At 57.8% G+C, this 18,423-nt stretch carries 15 protein-coding genes; 8 read left to right on the plus strand and 7 right to left on the minus strand.

Translation table 11 applies throughout. From position 1 onward, the window contains the following. The first annotated feature begins 13 nt into the window (after positions 1 to 13). The 3 genes from carB (at position 14) to kefC (ending at position 5,823) form a co-directional block, all read left to right on the plus strand. Positions 14 to 3,238 carry a carbamoyl-phosphate synthase large subunit gene (carB, locus tag SERAS12_RS03310; protein ID WP_013811459.1) on the plus strand — a complete coding sequence of 1,075 codons (3,225 nt, stop codon included), beginning with the start codon at positions 14 to 16 and terminating at the stop codon, positions 3,236 to 3,238. A gap of 181 nt (positions 3,239 to 3,419) precedes the next feature. Beyond that, the gene (kefF, locus tag SERAS12_RS03315; protein WP_013811460.1) at positions 3,420 to 3,977 is read left to right on the plus strand and encodes a glutathione-regulated potassium-efflux system oxidoreductase KefF; all 558 of its coding nucleotides are present in this window, start codon (positions 3,420 to 3,422) and stop codon (positions 3,975 to 3,977) included. After that, the gene (gene kefC / locus SERAS12_RS03320; RefSeq protein WP_013811461.1) at positions 3,970 to 5,823 is read left to right on the plus strand and encodes a glutathione-regulated potassium-efflux system protein KefC; all 1,854 of its coding nucleotides are present in this window, start codon (positions 3,970 to 3,972) and stop codon (positions 5,821 to 5,823) included. The genes kefF and kefC overlap by 8 nt, the downstream gene beginning before the upstream one ends. Before the next feature lie 37 nt (positions 5,824 to 5,860). On the opposite strand, the gene SERAS12_RS03325 is transcribed toward kefC, so the two are convergent. After that, positions 5,861 to 6,475 carry a LysE family translocator gene (locus SERAS12_RS03325; RefSeq protein ID WP_013811462.1) on the minus strand — a complete coding sequence of 205 codons (615 nt, stop codon included), beginning with the start codon at positions 6,473 to 6,475 and terminating at the stop codon, positions 5,861 to 5,863. A 130-nt stretch (positions 6,476 to 6,605) separates the two neighbouring features. Between SERAS12_RS03325 and SERAS12_RS03330 the strand changes: the two genes are divergently transcribed. The 4 genes from SERAS12_RS03330 to SERAS12_RS03345 all read left to right on the plus strand — a co-directional run bounded on the left by SERAS12_RS03330 (position 6,606) and on the right by SERAS12_RS03345 (position 10,562). Further along, the gene (locus tag SERAS12_RS03330; RefSeq protein ID WP_013811463.1) at positions 6,606 to 7,406 is read left to right on the plus strand and encodes a threonine/serine exporter ThrE family protein; all 801 of its coding nucleotides are present in this window, start codon (positions 6,606 to 6,608) and stop codon (positions 7,404 to 7,406) included. Next, positions 7,403 to 7,867, plus strand: coding sequence for a threonine/serine exporter (locus SERAS12_RS03335; protein ID WP_013811464.1), 465 nt, complete (start codon positions 7,403 to 7,405; stop codon positions 7,865 to 7,867). The genes SERAS12_RS03330 and SERAS12_RS03335 overlap by 4 nt, the downstream gene beginning before the upstream one ends. A 143-nt stretch (positions 7,868 to 8,010) precedes the next feature. Beyond that, complete coding sequence (gene folA, locus SERAS12_RS03340; RefSeq protein WP_013811465.1) at positions 8,011 to 8,493, plus strand: type 3 dihydrofolate reductase; 483 nt, start codon at positions 8,011 to 8,013, stop codon at positions 8,491 to 8,493. A gap of 179 nt (positions 8,494 to 8,672) precedes the next feature. After that, the gene (locus SERAS12_RS03345) at positions 8,673 to 10,562 is read left to right on the plus strand and encodes a PhoX family phosphatase (RefSeq protein ID WP_013811466.1); all 1,890 of its coding nucleotides are present in this window, start codon (positions 8,673 to 8,675) and stop codon (positions 10,560 to 10,562) included. A gap of 46 nt (positions 10,563 to 10,608) precedes the next feature. Here the strand turns inward: SERAS12_RS03345 and apaH are convergent, their stop codons facing one another. The 6 genes from apaH to lptD form a co-directional block, all read right to left on the minus strand. Next, positions 10,609 to 11,460, minus strand: a complete 852-nt coding sequence (gene apaH, locus SERAS12_RS03350; RefSeq protein ID WP_013811467.1) for a bis(5'-nucleosyl)-tetraphosphatase (symmetrical) ApaH — start codon at positions 11,458 to 11,460, stop codon at positions 10,609 to 10,611. Positions 11,461 to 11,462: 2 nt separating this feature from the next. Further along, the gene (apaG, locus tag SERAS12_RS03355) at positions 11,463 to 11,840 is read right to left on the minus strand and encodes a Co2+/Mg2+ efflux protein ApaG (RefSeq protein ID WP_004950071.1); all 378 of its coding nucleotides are present in this window, start codon (positions 11,838 to 11,840) and stop codon (positions 11,463 to 11,465) included. A gap of 12 nt (positions 11,841 to 11,852) precedes the next feature. Then, a complete protein-coding gene (gene rsmA / locus SERAS12_RS03360) occupies positions 11,853 to 12,671 on the minus strand; it encodes a 16S rRNA (adenine(1518)-N(6)/adenine(1519)-N(6))-dimethyltransferase RsmA (RefSeq protein ID WP_013811468.1) in 819 nt (272 codons plus the stop codon). Then, entirely contained in the window at positions 12,664 to 13,656 is a 993-nt protein-coding gene (gene pdxA / locus SERAS12_RS03365; protein ID WP_013811469.1) for a 4-hydroxythreonine-4-phosphate dehydrogenase PdxA, read from the minus strand. The genes rsmA and pdxA overlap by 8 nt, the downstream gene beginning before the upstream one ends. Next, entirely contained in the window at positions 13,643 to 14,941 is a 1,299-nt protein-coding gene (gene surA / locus SERAS12_RS03370) for a peptidylprolyl isomerase SurA (RefSeq protein WP_013811470.1), read from the minus strand. The genes pdxA and surA overlap by 14 nt, the downstream gene beginning before the upstream one ends. Before the next feature lie 65 nt (positions 14,942 to 15,006). Further along, complete coding sequence (gene lptD, locus SERAS12_RS03375; protein WP_013811471.1) at positions 15,007 to 17,370, minus strand: LPS assembly protein LptD; 2,364 nt, start codon at positions 17,368 to 17,370, stop codon at positions 15,007 to 15,009. 228 nt (positions 17,371 to 17,598) lie between these two features. On the opposite strand from lptD, the gene djlA reads away from it, so the two are divergent. Next, entirely contained in the window at positions 17,599 to 18,405 is an 807-nt protein-coding gene (gene djlA / locus SERAS12_RS03380; protein WP_004950081.1) for a co-chaperone DjlA, read from the plus strand. Positions 18,406 to 18,423: the final 18 nt, after the last annotated feature.

Here is an 18,423-nt window from a genome sequence, read left to right on the forward strand (position 1 = left end):
GGAGCAGTAAAAAATGCCAAAACGTACAGACATAAAAAGCATCCTGATCCTCGGCGCTGGCCCGATTGTTATCGGCCAGGCGTGTGAGTTCGACTATTCGGGTGCTCAGGCGTGTAAAGCGCTGCGCGAAGAGGGTTACCGGGTCATTCTGGTGAACTCCAACCCGGCCACCATCATGACCGACCCGGAAATGGCCGATGCGACCTACATCGAACCGATCCACTGGGAAGTGGTGCGTAAAATCATCGAAAAAGAGCGCCCGGATGCGGTATTGCCGACCATGGGGGGCCAGACCGCGCTGAACTGTGCGCTGGAGCTGGAGCGTCAGGGCGTGCTGGCCGAGTTCGGCGTGACCATGATTGGCGCCACGGCCGACGCTATCGATAAAGCCGAAGACCGCCGCCGTTTCGACGTGGCGATGAAGAAAATCGGCCTGGATACTGCGCGTTCCGGCATCGCACATAATATGGAAGAAGCGCTGGCGGTTGCCGCTGATGTTGGCTTCCCGTGCATCATCCGCCCTTCCTTTACCATGGGCGGCACCGGTGGCGGCATCGCTTACAACCGCGAAGAGTTCGAAGAGATCTGCGAGCGCGGCCTGGATCTGTCGCCAACCAAAGAGCTGTTGATCGACGAATCGCTGATCGGCTGGAAAGAGTACGAGATGGAGGTGGTGCGCGATAAGAACGATAACTGCATCATCGTCTGCTCTATCGAAAACTTCGACGCCATGGGCATCCATACCGGTGACTCCATCACCGTGGCACCGGCGCAAACGCTGACCGACAAAGAATACCAAATCATGCGTAACGCCTCGATGGCGGTGCTGCGTGAAATCGGCGTGGAAACCGGCGGTTCCAACGTGCAGTTCTCGGTTAACCCGAAAAACGGTCGCCTGATCGTTATCGAAATGAACCCGCGCGTGTCCCGTTCTTCGGCGCTGGCGTCAAAAGCCACCGGCTTCCCGATTGCCAAAATCGCCGCCAAGCTGGCGGTGGGTTACACCCTCGACGAACTGATGAACGACATCACCGGCGGCCGTACTCCGGCGTCCTTTGAGCCGTCCATCGACTACGTAGTCACCAAAATTCCTCGCTTTAACTTCGAGAAATTTGCCGGCGCTAACGACCGCCTGACCACCCAAATGAAATCCGTCGGCGAAGTGATGGCGATTGGCCGCACCCAGCAAGAATCGCTGCAGAAAGCGCTGCGCGGTCTGGAAGTGGGTGTCACCGGTTTCGACCCGAAAGTGAGCCTGGACGATCCGGAAGCGCTGACCAAAATCCGTCGCGAACTGAAAGATGCCGGCTGCGACCGTATCTGGTACATCGCGGACGCGTTCCGTGCCGGCATGTCGGTAGACGGCGTGTTTAACCTGACCAACGTTGACCGCTGGTTCCTGGTGCAGATTGAAGAGCTGGTACGTCTGGAAGAGCAGGTTGCCGAATCCGGCATCAACGGCCTGACCCACGAGTTCCTGCGTACCCTGAAGCGTAAAGGTTTCGCCGATGCGCGCCTGGCCACGCTGGCCGGCGTAGCCGAGAGCGAAATCCGCAAGCTGCGTCACGGTTATGGCCTGCACCCGGTTTACAAGCGTGTGGATACCTGTGCGGCGGAATTCGCCACCGACACCGCCTACATGTACTCCACTTATGAAGAAGAGTGCGAGTCCAACCCGACCAACGACCGTCCGAAAGTGATGGTGCTGGGCGGCGGTCCGAACCGTATCGGCCAGGGCATCGAGTTCGACTACTGCTGTGTGCACGCCTCGCTGGCGCTGCGCGAAGACGGTTACGAAACCATTATGGTCAACTGTAACCCGGAAACCGTCTCCACCGACTACGACACCTCTGACCGCCTGTATTTCGAGCCGGTGACGCTGGAAGACGTGCTGGAAATCGTACGCATCGAGAAGCCGAAAGGTGTGATCGTGCAGTACGGCGGCCAGACCCCACTGAAGCTGGCGCGTGAGCTGGAAGCCGCAGGCGTACCGATTATCGGTACCAGCCCGGATGCGATTGACCGTGCCGAAGACCGCGAGCGTTTCCAGCAGGCGGTGCAGCGTCTGGGCCTGAAACAGCCGGCCAACGCCACCGTTTCCACCATTGAACAGGCGGTAGAGAAAGCGGCCGGTATCGGTTACCCGCTGGTGGTGCGTCCTTCCTATGTGCTGGGCGGCCGTGCGATGGAAATCGTCTACGACGAAATCGACCTGCGCCGTTACTTCCAGAACGCCGTCAGCGTATCCAACGACGCGCCAGTGCTGCTGGACCGCTTCCTGGATGATGCGGTAGAAGTGGACGTCGATGCCATTTGCGACGGTGAGCGCGTGCTGATTGGCGGCATCATGGAACACATCGAACAGGCTGGCGTGCACTCTGGGGACTCCGCTTGTTCACTGCCTGCTTACACCCTGAGCAAAGACATTCAGGACGTGATGCGTCAACAGGTTGAGAAACTGGCGTTCGAACTGCAGGTGCGCGGTCTGATGAACGTACAGTTCGCGGTGAAGAACAACGAAGTCTACCTGATTGAAGTCAACCCGCGTGCCGCACGTACCGTGCCGTTCGTTTCCAAAGCCACCGGCGTGCCGCTGGCCAAGGTAGCCGCACGGGTCATGGCGGGCAAGACGCTGGCCGAGCAGGGCGTAACGGAAGAAGTTATCCCGCCTTACTACTCAGTGAAAGAAGTGGTGCTGCCGTTCAACAAGTTCCCTGGCGTCGACCCGATTCTGGGGCCGGAAATGCGTTCTACCGGGGAAGTGATGGGCGTGGGTCGCACCTTCGCGGAAGCGTTCTCCAAGGCGATGCTCGGCAGCCAATCAGGCATGAAGAAACAAGGCCGTGCGCTGCTGTCGGTGCGTGAAGGCGATAAAGCCCGCGTGGTGGATCTGGCGGCAAGCCTGCTGAAACAGGGCTTCGAGCTGGATGCGACCCACGGTACTGCGGTCGTGCTGGGCGAAGCGGGCATTAACCCGCGTCTGGTCAACAAGGTGCATGAAGGCCGTCCGCACATTCAGGACCGTATCAAGAATGGCGAGTATACCTACATCGTGAACACCACGGCCGGTCGCCAGGCGATTGAGGACTCCAAGCTGATTCGCCGCAGCGCGTTGCAGTACAAGGTGCATTACGACACCACCCTGAACGGCGGCTTTGCCACCGCGATGGCGCTGAAAGCGGATCCGACCGAGCAAGTGACCTCCGTGCAGGAGCTGCATGCTCGCATCACCAAGTAATCCAGTGATGCCGTAATGCCAGAGGGCGCTGCATATGCAGCGCCCTTATTTTTTTATCTTGTTCAGCAAATTTGTTGCCTTGAATTAGAAATTTCCGCTATCAATCATTCAGCAAACTGTCACGCTGTATGATTGGTATATGCTTGATGTATTGGCACGGAACGAAGGAACGACGACCCCCATGATTCTGATTATTTACGCCCATCCTTATCCCCGGCATTCGCATGCCAATCACCGTCTGCTGCAGGCGGTAAAAGACATTCCTGACGTGGAAGTGCGCGCGCTCTATGAGCTGTATCCTGACTTCAACATCGATATCAACGCCGAGCAGCGTGCGCTGGAGCGCGCCGATATGGTGGTGTTCCAGCATCCCATGCAGTGGTACAGCCTGCCGCCGCTGCTGAAACTGTGGATCGACAAGGTGCTGGAGCACGGCTGGGCCTACGGCCATGACGGCGATGCGCTGGTGGGCAAGGACTGCCTGTGGGCGGTCACCAGCGGCGGGGACGAGCATCATTTCGAGCTGGGCGATTACCCAAATTTCGCCGCGCTGGGGCAGCCGCTGCAAGCGACCGCGATCTATTGCGGGATGAACTGGCAACCCTACTTTGCCGTGCATAATACCTTTACCTGCAACGAGCCGGCGCTGATTGCCGCCGGCGAGGCCTACCGCCAGCGTTTGGTAGAGTATCTGATGGAACACAGTGAGCCTGCGGATCAGGGAGTCGGCCATGGATAATCACAACATGATGATTGAGGGGCTGATCTATCTCGGATCGGCCGCGCTGTTCGTGCCGATTGCCGTGCGTCTCGGCTTGGGTTCGGTGCTCGGCTACCTGATCGCCGGCTGCATTATCGGCCCCTGGGGGCTGAAGCTGGTCTCCGACGCCGAGTCTATTCTGACCTTCGCCGAGATTGGCGTGGTACTGATGCTGTTTATCATTGGGCTGGAGCTGGATCCTAAACGGCTATGGACGCTGCGTGCCTCGGTGTTTGGCGGCGGCAGCATCCAGATGACGGGCTGCGGGCTGGCGCTCAGCGCCTTTTGTTATTTCCTCGGGCTGGACTGGAAGGTGGCGCTGCTGATTGGCCTGACGCTGGCGCTGTCTTCTACCGCCATCGCGATGCAGGCGATGAGCGAGCGTAACCTGACGCCATCGCCGATTGGCCGCAGCTCGTTTGCGGCGCTGTTGTTCCAGGATATCGCGGCGATCCCGCTGGTGGCGATGATCCCTCTGTTGGCCAGCAGCGGCGCGACCACCACACTGGGCGCGTTCGCGCTGTCGGCGGCGAAGGTGGTGGGCGCGCTGGCGATCGTGGTGCTGCTCGGCCGCTATGTCACCCGCCCGCTGCTGCACTTTGTCGCTCGTTCGGGCATGCGTGAAGTGTTCAGCGCCGTGGCGCTGTTCCTGGTGTTCGGTTTTGGCATCCTGCTGGAAATGGCCGGGCTGTCGATGGCGATGGGCGCTTTCCTTGCCGGGGTGCTGCTGGCGAGTTCTGAATATCGTCATGCACTGGAAAGCGACATTCAACCGTTCAAGGGCCTGTTGCTCGGGCTGTTCTTTATCGGTGTCGGCATGTCCATCGACTTCGGTACTCTGTTCCACCATCCGTTGCTGATCGCCTCGCTGTTATTGGGTTTTATGTTGATCAAGGCGGCGTTGCTGTGGCTGATTGGGCCGTGGCTGGGCGTGCCAAAACGCCAGCGCGGCATGTTCGCTATTTTGTTGGGGCAGGGCAGTGAGTTTGCCTTTGTGATCTTCGGCGCCGCCCAGTTGGCCGGCGTGTTGCCGCCAGACTGGGCTAAATCGCTGACGCTGGCGGTCGCTCTGTCGATGGCGGCGACGCCGCTGTTACTGGTGGTGGCCGCGAGGCTGGAGAAAAATGCGCCGAAGGACGAACGTCCGGCGGATGTGATTGATGAAGAAAACGCCAGCGTGATCATTGCCGGCTTCGGCCGTTTTGGCCAGATCGCCGGCCGTTTGCTGTTGGCTAACGGCGTCCACACCGTGGTGTTGGATCACGATCCGGACCATATTGAAACGCTGAGAAAATTCGGTACCAAAGTGTTTTACGGCGACGCGACTCGTGCCGATCTGTTGGAAGCTGCGGGCGCGGCACATGCCAAGGTGCTGATTAACGCCATCGACGACGTGGAAGCCAACCTGCAACTGACCGAACTGGCCAAGCGACACTTCCCGCACCTGAAAATCGTGGCACGCGCGCGCGATGTCGATCACTGGTATCAACTGCGGCAGCTAGGGGTGGAAAGCCCGGAACGCGAAACCTTCGAAAGTTCGCTGCGCATTGGCCGCGAGGCGCTGGAGCTGCTGGGGCTGGACGCCTACGAGGCACGGGAAAAAGCGGATACCTTCCGGCGCTACAACCTGAAGATGCTGGAAAACACGCTGGAGAATTACCAGGATACCGAGTTCCGTATCGCCAGCCTGCAGCGGGCTAAGGAAATGCTCAGCGCGGCCATCGAGCAGGATCAGAATCGGTTGGCGCGGGTGCAGCAAACCGGCTGGCGTGGCAGCATTGACGGCAAGGCACCGGAAGACGACGTGGTGGAAGCCAAGGGCTAACGCCGGGGGCGCAGTTCGGCACTGCGCCCTTTTCGCATCAGCTCAGTGCAACCTTGATACCCAGCGCGATCAGCATGCCGCCCAGCAGCTTGTCGACCACCTTCTGCGTTTTTTCCAACCCGCGACGCACCGGTCCGCTCTGGAACAAGAACACCAATACTGGCCACCAGACGGCGGACAGGCCCAGGATAATCCCCGCATACCACAGTTTTTCGCCCAGCCCGGAGTCGATCTGCAGCACCTGCGTGAAGACCGCCAGGAAGAACAGCGTGGCTTTGGGGTTGAGCAGATTGCACAGATAACCCTGCACAAAAGCGCTTTTCAGGCTCACCTGCTGCTGCGGCAGGTTACCGACGTTCATCTTGCTGCCCCCGCGCGACAGCAGCGCCTGAATGCCCACCCAGATCAGGTAGACCGCACCGGCGTATTTCAGCACGTTGAACAGCCACGGCGTAGTGGTGATCACCACCGCCAACCCGGCAACGCAGTAAGACATGTGGGTCGCGACGCCACAGATCACCCCGAGGGCGGTCATCATGGCGGCGGGGCGCGGATAGCGAGCGGCATTCTTGATCACCAGGAAAAAGTCTGGGCCGGGCGACAGCATGCCCAGGGCGACAATACCGGCGACGAACAGCGAAGTTTCAAGCATGGTTTTGAGTCTCTGCACAAAAGGCGTAATTGCGCTGATAATAACGCTGCTTCTCCTGATTAGCATCAACCCATTGGGACCCTGTTAGGCAATATGATGAACTTTTATTCAGGGCGTACCACGGGACATTATGAATCAAACCACAACGATCGAAATGCCGGAGCCGCACCGGCAACAGCGTGAAATCACTCGCCTGTGCATTCAATGCGCCTTGCTGCTGTTGCAGCACGGCGCTGAAAGCATGGTGGTGGAACAATTATCGACCCGGCTGGGCATAGCGCTGGGTATGGACAGCGTGGAAAGCTCCATTTCGGCCAACGCGGTGGTGCTGACGACCATCAGCCATGGCGAATGCCTGACCACCACGCGCAAGAACATCGATCGGGGCATCAATATGCAGGTGGTGACCGAGGTACAGCATATCGTCATTCTGGCGGAACATCGGCTGGCGGATGCGCGCGATGTTGCCCGGCGTTTCGAGAAAATTCGCCCGCTGCGCTACCCTCGCTGGCTGGTGGTGGTGATGGTGGGGCTGTCGTGCGGTTGTTTCAGCATGCTCAACGGCGGCGGCGGGGATGCCTTTGTGGTCACCTTTATCGCCAGCGGCGTGGCGATGCTGGTACGCCAGATGCTCACCGCCCGCCATATGAATCCGCTGATCAACTTTTGCCTGACGGCGTTTGTCGCTACCTCGGTTTCCGGCCTGTTGCTGCGGTTAGCCGCGTTCAGCGACACCTCCAGCGTGGCGATGGCCGCCAGCGTGCTGCTGCTGGTGCCGGGATTCCCGCTGATCAACGCGGTGGCGGACATGTTTAAAGGCCATGTGAATACCGGATTGGCGCGCTGGGCTATGGCCAGTCTGCTGACCTTGGCTACCTGTATCGGGGTGGTGATGGCGATGTCGCTGTGGGATTTGCGGGGGTGGTCATGAGTCTGTTGTGGGCCTTGTTGCTGGAAATGCTGCTGGCGGCGGTGCCGGCGCTGGGCTTCGCCATGGTGTTCAACGTGCCGCTGCGTGCGCTGCGCTACTGCGCCCTGCTCGGCGCGGTGGGCCGGGGTTCGCGCATGTTGATGATACACGTCGGCATGAATATCGAGTGGGCGTCGCTGCTGGCGGCGATTTTGATCGGCATCATCGGCATCTATTGGTCGCGCTGGCTGTTGGCACACCCGAAGGTCTTTACCGTAGCGGCGGTGATCCCGATGTTCCCCGGTATTTCCGCCTATACCGCGATGATCACGGTGGTGGAGATTTCGCATCTGGGCTATAGCGAAGCCTTGATGGAAACCATGGTCACCAACTTTCTCAAGGCCAGTTTCATCGTTGGCGCGCTATCGATAGGGTTGTCATTGCCGGGGTTGTGGCTGTATCGAAAACGTCCAGGGGTATGAAACCCGGCAGCCGTAAAACGCTGGTTATTAGATATACTGATAAGAGCTATCTTATATATTCATCTTGCTTGATTAGCCTATCGACGACAGATAGGCCTTTACGTATAGTGTGAGCAATTTTGCTGCCTACACAGGGTTTAACAATGATTATCAGCCTGATCGCTGCCTTGGCGGCGGATCGCGTTATTGGTATGGAAAACGCCATGCCGTGGCATTTACCGGCAGACTTAGCGTGGTTTAAACGTAACACGCTGAATAAACCGGTCATTATGGGCCGTAAAACGTTCGAGTCCATTGGTCGCCCGCTGCCGGGCCGCCATAACATCGTTTTAAGCAGCCGTCCCGGCAGTGAAGCCGGGGTGACCTGGGCTACGTCTTTGGACGACGCGCTGGCTGCGGCCGGTGATGTGGAAGAAGTCATGGTCATGGGCGGTGGGCATATCTACACCCAGTTCCTGGCGCGTGCTGACCGCATGTATCTGACGCATATCGACGCCGAAGTCGGTGGCGACACCCATTTCCCGGACTACGAGCCGGACGAATGGGAAACCTCGTTCAGCGAATTCCATGATGCTGACGAACTGAACTCCCACAGCTACTGCTTTGAGATTTTAGAACGCCGTTGATTTTCGGGCGTTAGCTACCACCTCCCAAAGGGCGCAAGAGATTGTGCCCTTTGTCGTTTTTGCGCCGTTTAGTTGTAACATTTTCGTCACACTTACTGATTAGTATGAAGCTCAACTTCGAGCGCCCGGCAACTCTGGTGAATCTTGATCGTGGCGCCATCTAAAAAGGAAGCAGACACATGACGAGCAAAATTGAGCAACTGGACGCCGACCGCCTGACCGATCCCACCCGTCGTAAACTGCTGCTCGGCAGCGCAGGCGCTGTTGGCCTGGCGGGATTTCTTGGCGGCGGCATCTGGACGGTTTCCGCCGAGGCGCTGGCCGAGGATTTACCGCCGAACAAGCTGTTGGGCTTTAAAGGCATTGCAGCCTCCACCGCCGACGAAGTGGTGATTGCGCCGGGGTATCGCGCCGAGGTGTTGATCTCCTGGGGGGAGCCGCTGGTGGAGGGCGCCGCCGCATTTGACGCCCAGGGCAACAACAGCGCCGCCGATCAGGAAAAGCAGTTTGGCGACAACAATGACGGCATGAGCTTCTTCCCGATTGATGACAATCACGGCGTGATGGCCATCAACAACGAATACGTGAATGAGCAGTACCTGTTCGCCCACGGCGGCAGCAAGGCCACCAGCCTGGAGGACGTACGTAAATCCCAGGCGGCGCATGGTGTTTCCATCGTGGCGGTGAGGCGCGCCGGCGATAGCCAACGCTGGGAGGTGGAGCGCCCTTCGCGCTATAACCGCCGTATCACCGCCAACACCGAAATGCAGTTCAGCGGCCCGGCCGCCGGCCATCCGCTGCTGCAAACCGCAGCCGATCCCACCGGGCGCAAAGTACTGGGTACTTTCGGGAACTGCGCTAACGGCAAAACGCCCTGGGGCACCTACCTGACCTGCGAAGAGAATTTCGATACCTATTTCGGCACCCATCAGGCCGACTATCAAACTACGGCAGAACAGAAGCGCTATACGTTGAAGGTCAGCGAACCTGAGCGCAACTGGCCGGACTATGATGAGCGCTTTGACGTGGCGAAGAACCCGAATGAATTCAACCGCCACGGCTGGATCGTTGAAATCGACCCGATGAACCCTACGTCAACGCCAATCAAACACACTGCGCTGGGCCGCTTCAAGCATGAAAATGCCGCGGTGACCGTTGCTAAAGATGGGCGTCTGGTGGTCTACATGGGTGACGACGAGCGTGGCGAGCATATCTATAAGTACGTCTCGAAAGGTCAGGTTGATATCGCCAATCCGGCCAATAACCGCAGCTTGCTGGATGAAGGCACGTTGTATGTGGCGCAGTTTGACGGTGACGCCGGCGGTACGCCGCTGAAGGGGACGGGGCGCTGGATTGCGCTGGAATTCGGTAAAAACGGCCTGACGCCGGAAAACGGCTTCCGTGATGAGGCGGAGGTGTTGATCTTTGCGCGCAAGGCAGCGGCGCAGGTGGGGGCAACCAAAATGGATCGCCCTGAATGGATCGCCGTGAACCCGCATGACGGGCGCGCTTATTGCACGCTGACCAATAACAGCAAGCGCGGTGAAGAAGGGATGCCGCTGAACGCCGCCAACCCGCGGCCGAACAATGTTTACGGCCAGATTATTCGCTGGGATGAGGGCGGCGACGCCACCGCAGCCTCTTTTACCTGGGATATTTATGCGCTGTGCGGCAATCCGATCGCGCACCCGGAAGGGGTCAATCGCGGTACGCCGAACATCACCGCAGATAATACCTTTAACAGCCCGGACGGGTTGGGTTTTGATAAGACTGGGCGCCTGTGGATCCTCACCGACGGCAAGTACAGCAACAAGGGCGATTATGCCGGGCAGGGGAATAACCAAATGCTGGTGGGGGACCCGCTGAGCGGTGAAATCCGCCGCTTTATGGTTGGGCCGAAGTCGTGCGAGCTGACCGGCATCACCTTCACGCCGGATTACAAGACGATGTTCGTCAACGTGCAGCATCCGGGTGAAGACGGCGACTCTCATTTCCCGAACAACAGCCCGCGCCCGCGTTCGTCAGTCTTGATGATTACGCGTGAAGATGGCGGGGTGATTGGCGCTTAAGCTTAAACGGAAAAGGCCGGGGCGGCGTCGAACAGCCCCGGTTTTATTATGACGCTGCCAGGGTATTCGCGTTGTCGAGTATATCGCGGCGGTTTGAAGGTTGAGTGAAGTACTGTTGGTCTTCCCAGCGTAACATGGTCAGATCGCCTCCCCAGCAACAGCCGGTATCGAGGCCCACAATGCCTTCTGGCGTGCCCTTACCTTCCAGCGATGCCCAATGACCAAAGATAATGGTGTATTCAGGATCCACTAAACGCGGCAATTCAAACCAGGGTTTCAGCGGCGCAGGGGCGGTGCCCGGCGCATCTTTGCAGATCATGTCGAGCTGGCCATTCGGGAAACAGTAGCGCATGCGCGTCAGGGCATTGGTGCTGAAACGCAGGCGCGCCAACCCACTCAGTTCCGGAGTCCAGTTGTTCGGCATATCGCCGTACATGGCATCCAGGAACAACGGATAGCTGTCGCTGCTCAGTACCGCTTCGACTTCGCGGGCGCACAGTTGGGCGGTTTCAATATCCCACTGCGGCGTGATGCCGGCATGCGCCATCACCAGTTTGAGTTCTTCATCCACCTGCAGCACCGGCTGGCGGCGCAGCCAGTTGATCAGCTCATCGGCATCCGGGGCTTCCAGCAGCGGGGTAATGCGGTCTTTGGGTTTGTTGCGGCTAATACCGGCATAGACGGCCAGCAGATGCAGATCGTGGTTGCCCAACACCATACGCACCGCAGGGCCAAGTGAACGCACGTAGCGCAACACGTCCAGCGAGCCGGGACCGCGGGCGACAAGATCGCCGGTCAGCCACAGTCGGTCGCTTTGAGGATCGAAAGCCACCTGGGCCAATAGCGATTGAAGTTCATCAAAACAGCCATGAACGTCGCCGATAAGATATGTCGACATAGTTAGTGAATCAGTGTTGGGATAGCTAAGCGGAACACGGGAATGGCAGTGCGGAATGGCTGACCCTGATGATCAACCATTTCGTAATGGCCTTCCATGGTACCCAACGGCGTTTCAAGAACCGCGCCGCTGGTATATTGGAATTCACCGCCGGGCTGAATGAGCGGCTGTTCGCCGACCACGCCTTCGCCCTGAACTTCGGTTTGGCGGCCATTGGCGTTGGTGATTAGCCAATAGCGGCCCAGCAGCTGCACGTTGAAACGCCCCAGGTTGCGGATGGTGATGGTATAAGCGAAGACGTAACGTTCTTCTTCAGGTATCGACTGTGATTCCACGTAGATACTTTGTACCTGAATACATACACGGGGCGAATCAATCATGACCACTACTCCTTATTGCTGCGGCGTGGGGTTGGCTGAAAGCCAGTTAGCCAGCTTACAGTATTGCGCCACAGAAATATTCTCTGCTCTTAACGTCGGATCGATACCTAATTCCGTCAACTGCTCTGGGGTGAACAGATCGCCCAGGCTGTTGCGAACGGTTTTCCGGCGTTGGTTGAATGCCTGAGTGGTAATGCGGCTAAGCATACGCACATCACCCACCGGGTTTGGGTTCACCTGGTGCGGCACCAGACGTACCACGGCGGAATCCACTTTAGGCGCCGGCGTGAACGAGGTAGGTGGCACTTCCAGCACCGGAATCACGTTGCAGTAGTACTGCGCCATCACGGTCAAACGCCCGTAGGCTTTGCTGTTCGGGCCTGCAACCAGGCGGTTGACTACCTCTTTTTGCAACATAAAGTGCATGTCGCGAATGGCCTGAGTATAGCTGAAAAGGTGGAACATCAGCGGCGTCGAAATGTTATACGGCAGGTTGCCAAACACGCGCAGCGATTGGCCGGCCTGCTCGGCCATCTCGGCGAAATTCACCGTCATGGCATCTTGCTGGTGAATGGTCAGCTTGTCTTTCAGCTGCGGGTGGTTTGCCAGGCGGGCCGCCAGATCGCGGTCCAGCTCAATCACCGTCATGCGGTCCATGCGTGCGCCGACCGGCTCGGTCAGTGCGCCCAGGCCGGGGCCGATCTCGACCACCGCTTCGCCCGGCTGTGGGTGAATGGCGGAGACAATGCTATCGATGACAAACTGATCGGTTAAAAAGTTTTGTCCAAAGCGTTTGCGGGCAAAGTGCCCTTGGTGGACTTTATTATTCATTACAATTAATTATCATTTTAATGGCGAGATTCAAGGCCGTTTTGAAACTGCCCGCATCGGCGGTGCCGGTGCCGGCCAGTTCCAGAGCGGTACCGTGGTCGACCGAGGTACGAATAAAAGGCAAACCGAGGGTGATATTTACCGCCCGGCCGAACCCTTGGTATTTTAGCACCGGCAGACCCTGATCGTGATACATCGCCAGCACCGCATCGGCGTGTTGCAGATACTTGGGCTGGAACAGGGTGTCCGCCGGCAGTGGGCCGATAAGAACGATGCCCTCATCGCGCAACGCATCGAGCGCCGGGATGATGGTATCAATCTCTTCGCGCCCCATGTGGCCGCCTTCCCCGGCGTGCGGGTTAAGCCCGCAGACATAAATCTGCGGCTGGGCGATGCCAAATTTGGTTTTCAGATCGTGGTCGAGTATGCGGATGACTTCGAACAGGCTTTGACGAGTGATGGCGCCCGGCACCGCCAATAACGGCAGGTGAGTGGTCGCCAGCGCTACGCGCAGTTCTTCGGTTGCCAGCATCATCACCACGCGATCGCAACCGCTGCGATCGGCAAAGAATTCGGTATGGCCAATGAACGGCACGCCGGCGTCGTTGATCACGCCTTTGTTCACCGGGCCGGTAATCAGCGCGGCGAACTCGCCGTTCAGGCAGCCGTCGCAGGCGCGTGCCAGGGTTTCCACCACATAGGCGCTGTTGCCCACGTTCAGCTCGCCCGCGACAACCGGATGGGCGGTGGCTACCGGCAGCACCGTTAGCGTACCTGCACGCTGCGGTTGGGCGGGTTGGCCCGCCTGATAGTCGCGAAGCTGCAACGGCAGATTCAACTGCCGGGCGCGCTCAAGCAACAAGGCCGGATCCGCGCACACCACCAGTTCAACAGGCCAATCCTGTTGCGCCAGCGCTGCCACTAAATCCGGCCCAACCCCGGCAGGCTCGCCGGGGGTGATGACTATGCGATTATTGTTGTGCATTACCGTCAAGGATCTTCACGTAAGCCTGAGCACGTTGTTCCTGCATCCAGGTCTGCGCTTCTTCAGCAAACTTGCGGTTGAACAGCATGCGGTAAGCGCGATCTTTCTGCGCAGCGTCGGTTTTGTCCACCTGGCGGGTATCCAGCAACTGAATCAGGTGCCAGCCGAAGGAGGAGTGCACCGGTTTGCTGACTTCGCCTTTGCTCAGCTTCATCAACGCATCGCGGAAGGCCGGATCGTAAATGTCCGGAGAAGCCCAGCCCAGATCGCCGCCCTGCAACGCAGAACCCGGATCCTGAGACAGCTGTTTGGCTTCGTCAGCAAACTTGGCGTTACCGCTCTTGATGGCTTCGGCTACTGCCTGAAGCTTGGCGCGAGCCTGATCGTCGGTCAGCACCACAGAAGGTTTCAGCAGAATGTGGCGTGCATGAACCTCGGTGACGGACACGGACTGGTTGGCACCGCGGATATCATTCACTTTCAGAATGTGGAAACCGACACCGGAGCGGATCGGGCCGACCACGTCGCCTTTTTTGGCGCTGGCCAGTCTTTCGGCAAACAGGGTAGGGATTTCCTGCAGTTTGCCCCAGCCCATGTTGCCGCCTTTTAGCGCCTGGGAATCGGCAGAATAGGAGATCGCAAGTTTACCGAAATCGGCGCCGCCGTTGATTTCACCCATCAGCTTTTTGGCCAGGGTTTCCGCTTCGTCAACCTGCTGCTGCGACGGGTTTTCCGGCAACGGGATCAGGATATGGCTGATGTTCATCTCGGTATCGCTGCCGTTCTGGGCACCAACCTGTTTTGCCAGTGCGTCGACTTCCTGAGGCAGGATCGTGACGCGACGGCGCACTTCGTTGTTGCGCACTTCAGAAATCAGCATTTCCTTGCGGATCTGGGAACGATAGGTGTTGTAGTTCAGCCCTTCGTACGCCAGGCGGCTGCGCATCTGATCGATGCTCATTTTGTTCTGTGCGGCGATATTGCCGATGGCTTTGTCCAGATCGGCATCGGAAACGGCGATCCCCATTTTCTTGGCCATCTGCAGCTGGATGTTATCCATAATCAGACGTTCGAGGATCTGGTGACGCAGCGTAGCGTCATCCGGCAATTGCTGGCCTGCCTGTTGCGCGTTGAGCTTCACCGACTGCAACAGGCTGCTAACGTCGCTCTCAAGCACTACGCCGTTATCCACGACGGCGGCGACTTTATCCACTTCTTGGGGTGCTGCGAACGCGGTATTGGCGCAAACCACCAATCCGAGAATAAGCGTTCTCCAGTTCTTCATACATTTCCCATTCTGTAATCCGCAAATGCGGGTGAAAGTTGTCGTTTTCAAAGTGTTACAAAGTATCAAAACGCACGCTGGTAAGGCAGAATGCCGGAACGCAGCATTTCCGCGGAGCCCAGGCTGTGATCGCTGCTCAGGCCACGCAGTTCGATATTGAATGAAACTTTGTTGTCATAAACGCTGCTTTGGTTGCTGTTGTTCCAGTCGGTGATCTTGCGCTCATAGCCCAGGGTCACCGCCCAGCAGCAGGTGTTGTACTTCAGCCCGAGCAACTGATCGGCGGACTGTTGCGCGCGGGTGTCGTAGTAATAAGCGCCCACGATTGACCAGCGATCGACAATCGGCCAACTGCCGGTTACGCCCACCTGAGAGATCCCGTCCTGATAGGCTGGAACCTGCCTGGTGTTCAGCGCCGTCTGGATATATTCCGGCGTTGCGTAGCGGTAGTTCAACTGCAGAACGCGTTCAGCGTCCTGGCGGTACTCCAGCACGCCGTTGCCCAATGAGATGCTGTTCAGGCGCGTATCATACTGCAGCCCGCCACGCAGTCCCCAACGATCGTCAATCTTCCAATAGGTATCGCCAGCCCAAGCCAGGCTGCCGGTATTATCGTTGTTGTCGTAGTTCGTCGTCTGGTCGCCGGTACGTGAACGGCTGAAGTAGTAGATTTGACCCACGGAAGCGTTAAAACGTTCAACCAGCGCGTCATCATAAATTCGCGTGGTTAAACCGGTGGATACACGGTTCTGCGAGGCGATGCGATCCAGGCCGCTGTAAGTGCGGTCGCGGAACAGGCCGGAGTAGTCGGTCTGCAGCAGCGTGGTGTCGTAGGTATAGATGTTGCTTTGGTCGCGATAAGGCACGTACAGGTACTGGAAGCGTGGTTCGAGGGTCTGGGTAGCGCCTTCGTTCCAGATCATCGGGCGCTCGAACACCAGCTTGCCGTCGACCTTGAACTGCGGTAGCACACGGTTGACCGAGTCTTGCAGGTCTGGCGCGTCATTGCCGGTGCGGCTCTTGTAGTTGTTGGCAAAGCCGTCAGGAATATCCTGCTGATAATGGGTGGCCAGCAGTTTGGCTTCAGTGTTCAGGCTGGCCCAACCGTTGGTCAACGGTAGATTGAGCGTCGGCTCCAGGTGCAAACGGGTCGCATCCGGGCTGTAGGGGTTAACGCTGGTGAACTTGGCCGCCTGGCCGTAAATACGCAAATCGAACGGGCCAAGATCGTTTTTATAGTAGTTCAGGTCCAGTTGCGGCTGAACTTTGTACGAATCCGATTGGCTGCGGTCGGTGCCGTCATAGATCTGGAACTGCTTGGAGCTTAAGGTGGCATCCCAGTTGTCGATGGCATAGCCGACGCTGAATTTCTGCGTTGCGTAACCGTCGGTGGTAGAGCCGTATTTCGAGTCCAGATCGGTAAAGTATTTGGAGTCGCTGACTTTGGTGTAGTCAACGTTAAAACGCCACACCTGATCCATCACGCCGTTGTGATTCCAGTAGAACAACCAGCGGGTACTGTCGTCAGGGTTGTCCTTGCTGTATTCCTTGTCGTCCGGCAACCAGTCGAACTCCATCAGGCCCAGGCCGGGCTGCACCAGATAGCGGAATTCGTTCTGCCACTGCAGGCCACGTTTGGACATGTAGTGCGGTGTGATGGTGGCGTCGAAGTTTGGCGCGATGTTCCAGTAATACGGCAACATGAACTCAAAGCCATTGTTGCTGCCGTATTTTGCATTCGGGATCAGGAAACCGGAGCGGCGTTTATCGCCGACCGGCAATTGCAGGTACGGGCTGTAAAACACCGGTACGCCACCGATTTTGAAGCGGGCGTTCCAGACTTCGGCCACCTGCTCTTCGCGGTCGTGGATCACTTCTGAACCGACGACGCTCCAGCTGTTGTCGCCAGGCAAACAAGAGGTAAAGGTGCCGTTTTCCAGAATGGTGTAACGGTTGGCGCCGCGCATCTTCATTTTGTCGGCGTCGCCACGCCCCTGACGGCCTACCATTTGGTAGTCGCCTTCATAGACGTCGGTATCTTTGTTGTTCAGGTTTGACCAGGCTTTCGGGCCTTTCAGCTTGATCTGATTGTCGCTGTAGTGCACGTCACCGGTCGCAGTCACGGTGCGCACCGGTTCGGTCTGCCCCGGATTTTGCGTCTGGTTCAGTTCCACTTGCTTGGCGGTCAGGGTGCTGTTGCCTTGTTCAATATTCACGTTGCCGGTGAACAGGGCGCTTTTCGGATAGTCTGCTTTAGAGTCATCCGCATGGATAGTGACAGGCAGGCTGTTCGGGTCGCCGCTGACCAGCGGTTTGTCATAAACAGGGACGCCAAGCATACATTGCTCGGCCAGATCAGCCAGCGCGTGCTGACTGTAGAGTGCCGTCCAAATCATTGTGGCCAGCAGTGTTGGGAAACTTTTTTTCATACGCGGTTTTGGTGTTCCGTCATCAGAGGCGTCATGTCCGGCAAACGGTCAGAGACTATATCACTCATCTGCGTTGCGCTAGTGTTAAATCCTGCCGTTTACTTGCGTCGTCGTTAGGCGCAAAGATAAATGACAGGTATGATAATCCAAATCCTGGGAAAAATCGCCTTAACCCTTATCTAAGACACAAGGGAGCCGGCGGCTTTCGGCATGATAATTGAGGAGTATATGCAGTATTGGGGAAAACTGCTCGGGGTCATCGTTGCCATTTGGTCTGGCGCGGGATTCTGGGGTGTAGTTTTGGGGCTGATTGTCGGTCATATGATCGACACTGCGCGCAGCAACAAGCGCAGCCGGGGCTTTTTCGCCGATCAGCAAACGCGGCAAACGCTGTTTTTCCGCACCACTTTTCAGGTGATGGGTCACCTGACCAAATCAAAAGGGCGCGTTACCGAGGCGGATATTCAGATCGCCAGCCTGTTTATGGATCGTCTGCAACTGCACGGCGAAGCCCGTACGGCGGCGCAGCAGGCGTTTCGCGAAGGCAAACAGAGCCAGTTCCCGCTGAGAGAGACGCTGCAGCAGTTCCGCAGCATCTGTTTCGGGCGTTTTGACCTGATTCGGATGTTTCTGGAAATTCAAATCCAGGCGGCGTTTGCCGACGGCTCGCTGCATCCGAACGAACGTCAGGTGCTGTATGTGATCGCTGAAGAACTGGGCATTTCACGCGCGCAGTTCGATCAATTCCTCAGCATGATGGAAGGCGGGCGTCAGTTTGGCGGCGGCCAGCAGGGCGGCTATCAGCAAGCGCAACGCGGACCAACGCTGGAGGATGCCTGCAAAGTGCTGGGCGTCAGCAGCAGTGACGATGCCACCACCATCAAGCGCGCCTACCGCAAGCTGATGAGCGAACACCATCCGGATAAACTGGTGGCGAAAGGTTTGCCGCCGGAAATGATGGAAATGGCCAAGCAGAAAGCGCAGGAGATTCAGGCGGCGTATGACCTGATCAAGCGCGAGAAAGGCTTCAAATAACGATACCCGTCATACTGC

The organism is Serratia sp. AS12 (assembly GCF_000214195.1).
In the GTDB taxonomy this organism is placed as follows: domain Bacteria; phylum Pseudomonadota; class Gammaproteobacteria; order Enterobacterales; family Enterobacteriaceae; genus Serratia; species Serratia plymuthica.

Bases quoted from the DNA above. Each gene is read 5' to 3' on its own strand.
- carB (WP_013811459.1), top strand. From the start codon at position 14: ATGCCAAAACGTACAGACATAAAAAGCATCCTGATCCTCGGCGCTGGC.
- kefF (WP_013811460.1), top strand. From the start codon at position 3,420: ATGATTCTGATTATTTACGCCCATCCTTATCCCCGGCATTCGCATGCC.
- kefC (WP_013811461.1), top strand. From the start codon at position 3,970: ATGGATAATCACAACATGATGATTGAGGGGCTGATCTATCTCGGATCG.
- SERAS12_RS03325 (WP_013811462.1), bottom strand. From the start codon at position 6,475: ATGCTTGAAACTTCGCTGTTCGTCGCCGGTATTGTCGCCCTGGGCATG.
- SERAS12_RS03330 (WP_013811463.1), top strand. From the start codon at position 6,606: ATGAATCAAACCACAACGATCGAAATGCCGGAGCCGCACCGGCAACAG.
- SERAS12_RS03335 (WP_013811464.1), top strand. From the start codon at position 7,403: ATGAGTCTGTTGTGGGCCTTGTTGCTGGAAATGCTGCTGGCGGCGGTG.
- folA (WP_013811465.1), top strand. From the start codon at position 8,011: ATGATTATCAGCCTGATCGCTGCCTTGGCGGCGGATCGCGTTATTGGT.
- SERAS12_RS03345 (WP_013811466.1), top strand. From the start codon at position 8,673: ATGACGAGCAAAATTGAGCAACTGGACGCCGACCGCCTGACCGATCCC.
- apaH (WP_013811467.1), bottom strand. From the start codon at position 11,460: ATGTCGACATATCTTATCGGCGACGTTCATGGCTGTTTTGATGAACTT.
- apaG (WP_004950071.1), bottom strand. From the start codon at position 11,840: ATGATTGATTCGCCCCGTGTATGTATTCAGGTACAAAGTATCTACGTG.
- rsmA (WP_013811468.1), bottom strand. From the start codon at position 12,671: ATGAATAATAAAGTCCACCAAGGGCACTTTGCCCGCAAACGCTTTGGA.
- pdxA (WP_013811469.1), bottom strand. From the start codon at position 13,656: ATGCACAACAATAATCGCATAGTCATCACCCCCGGCGAGCCTGCCGGG.
- surA (WP_013811470.1), bottom strand. From the start codon at position 14,941: ATGAAGAACTGGAGAACGCTTATTCTCGGATTGGTGGTTTGCGCCAAT.
- lptD (WP_013811471.1), bottom strand. From the start codon at position 17,370: ATGAAAAAAAGTTTCCCAACACTGCTGGCCACAATGATTTGGACGGCA.
- djlA (WP_004950081.1), top strand. From the start codon at position 17,599: ATGCAGTATTGGGGAAAACTGCTCGGGGTCATCGTTGCCATTTGGTCT.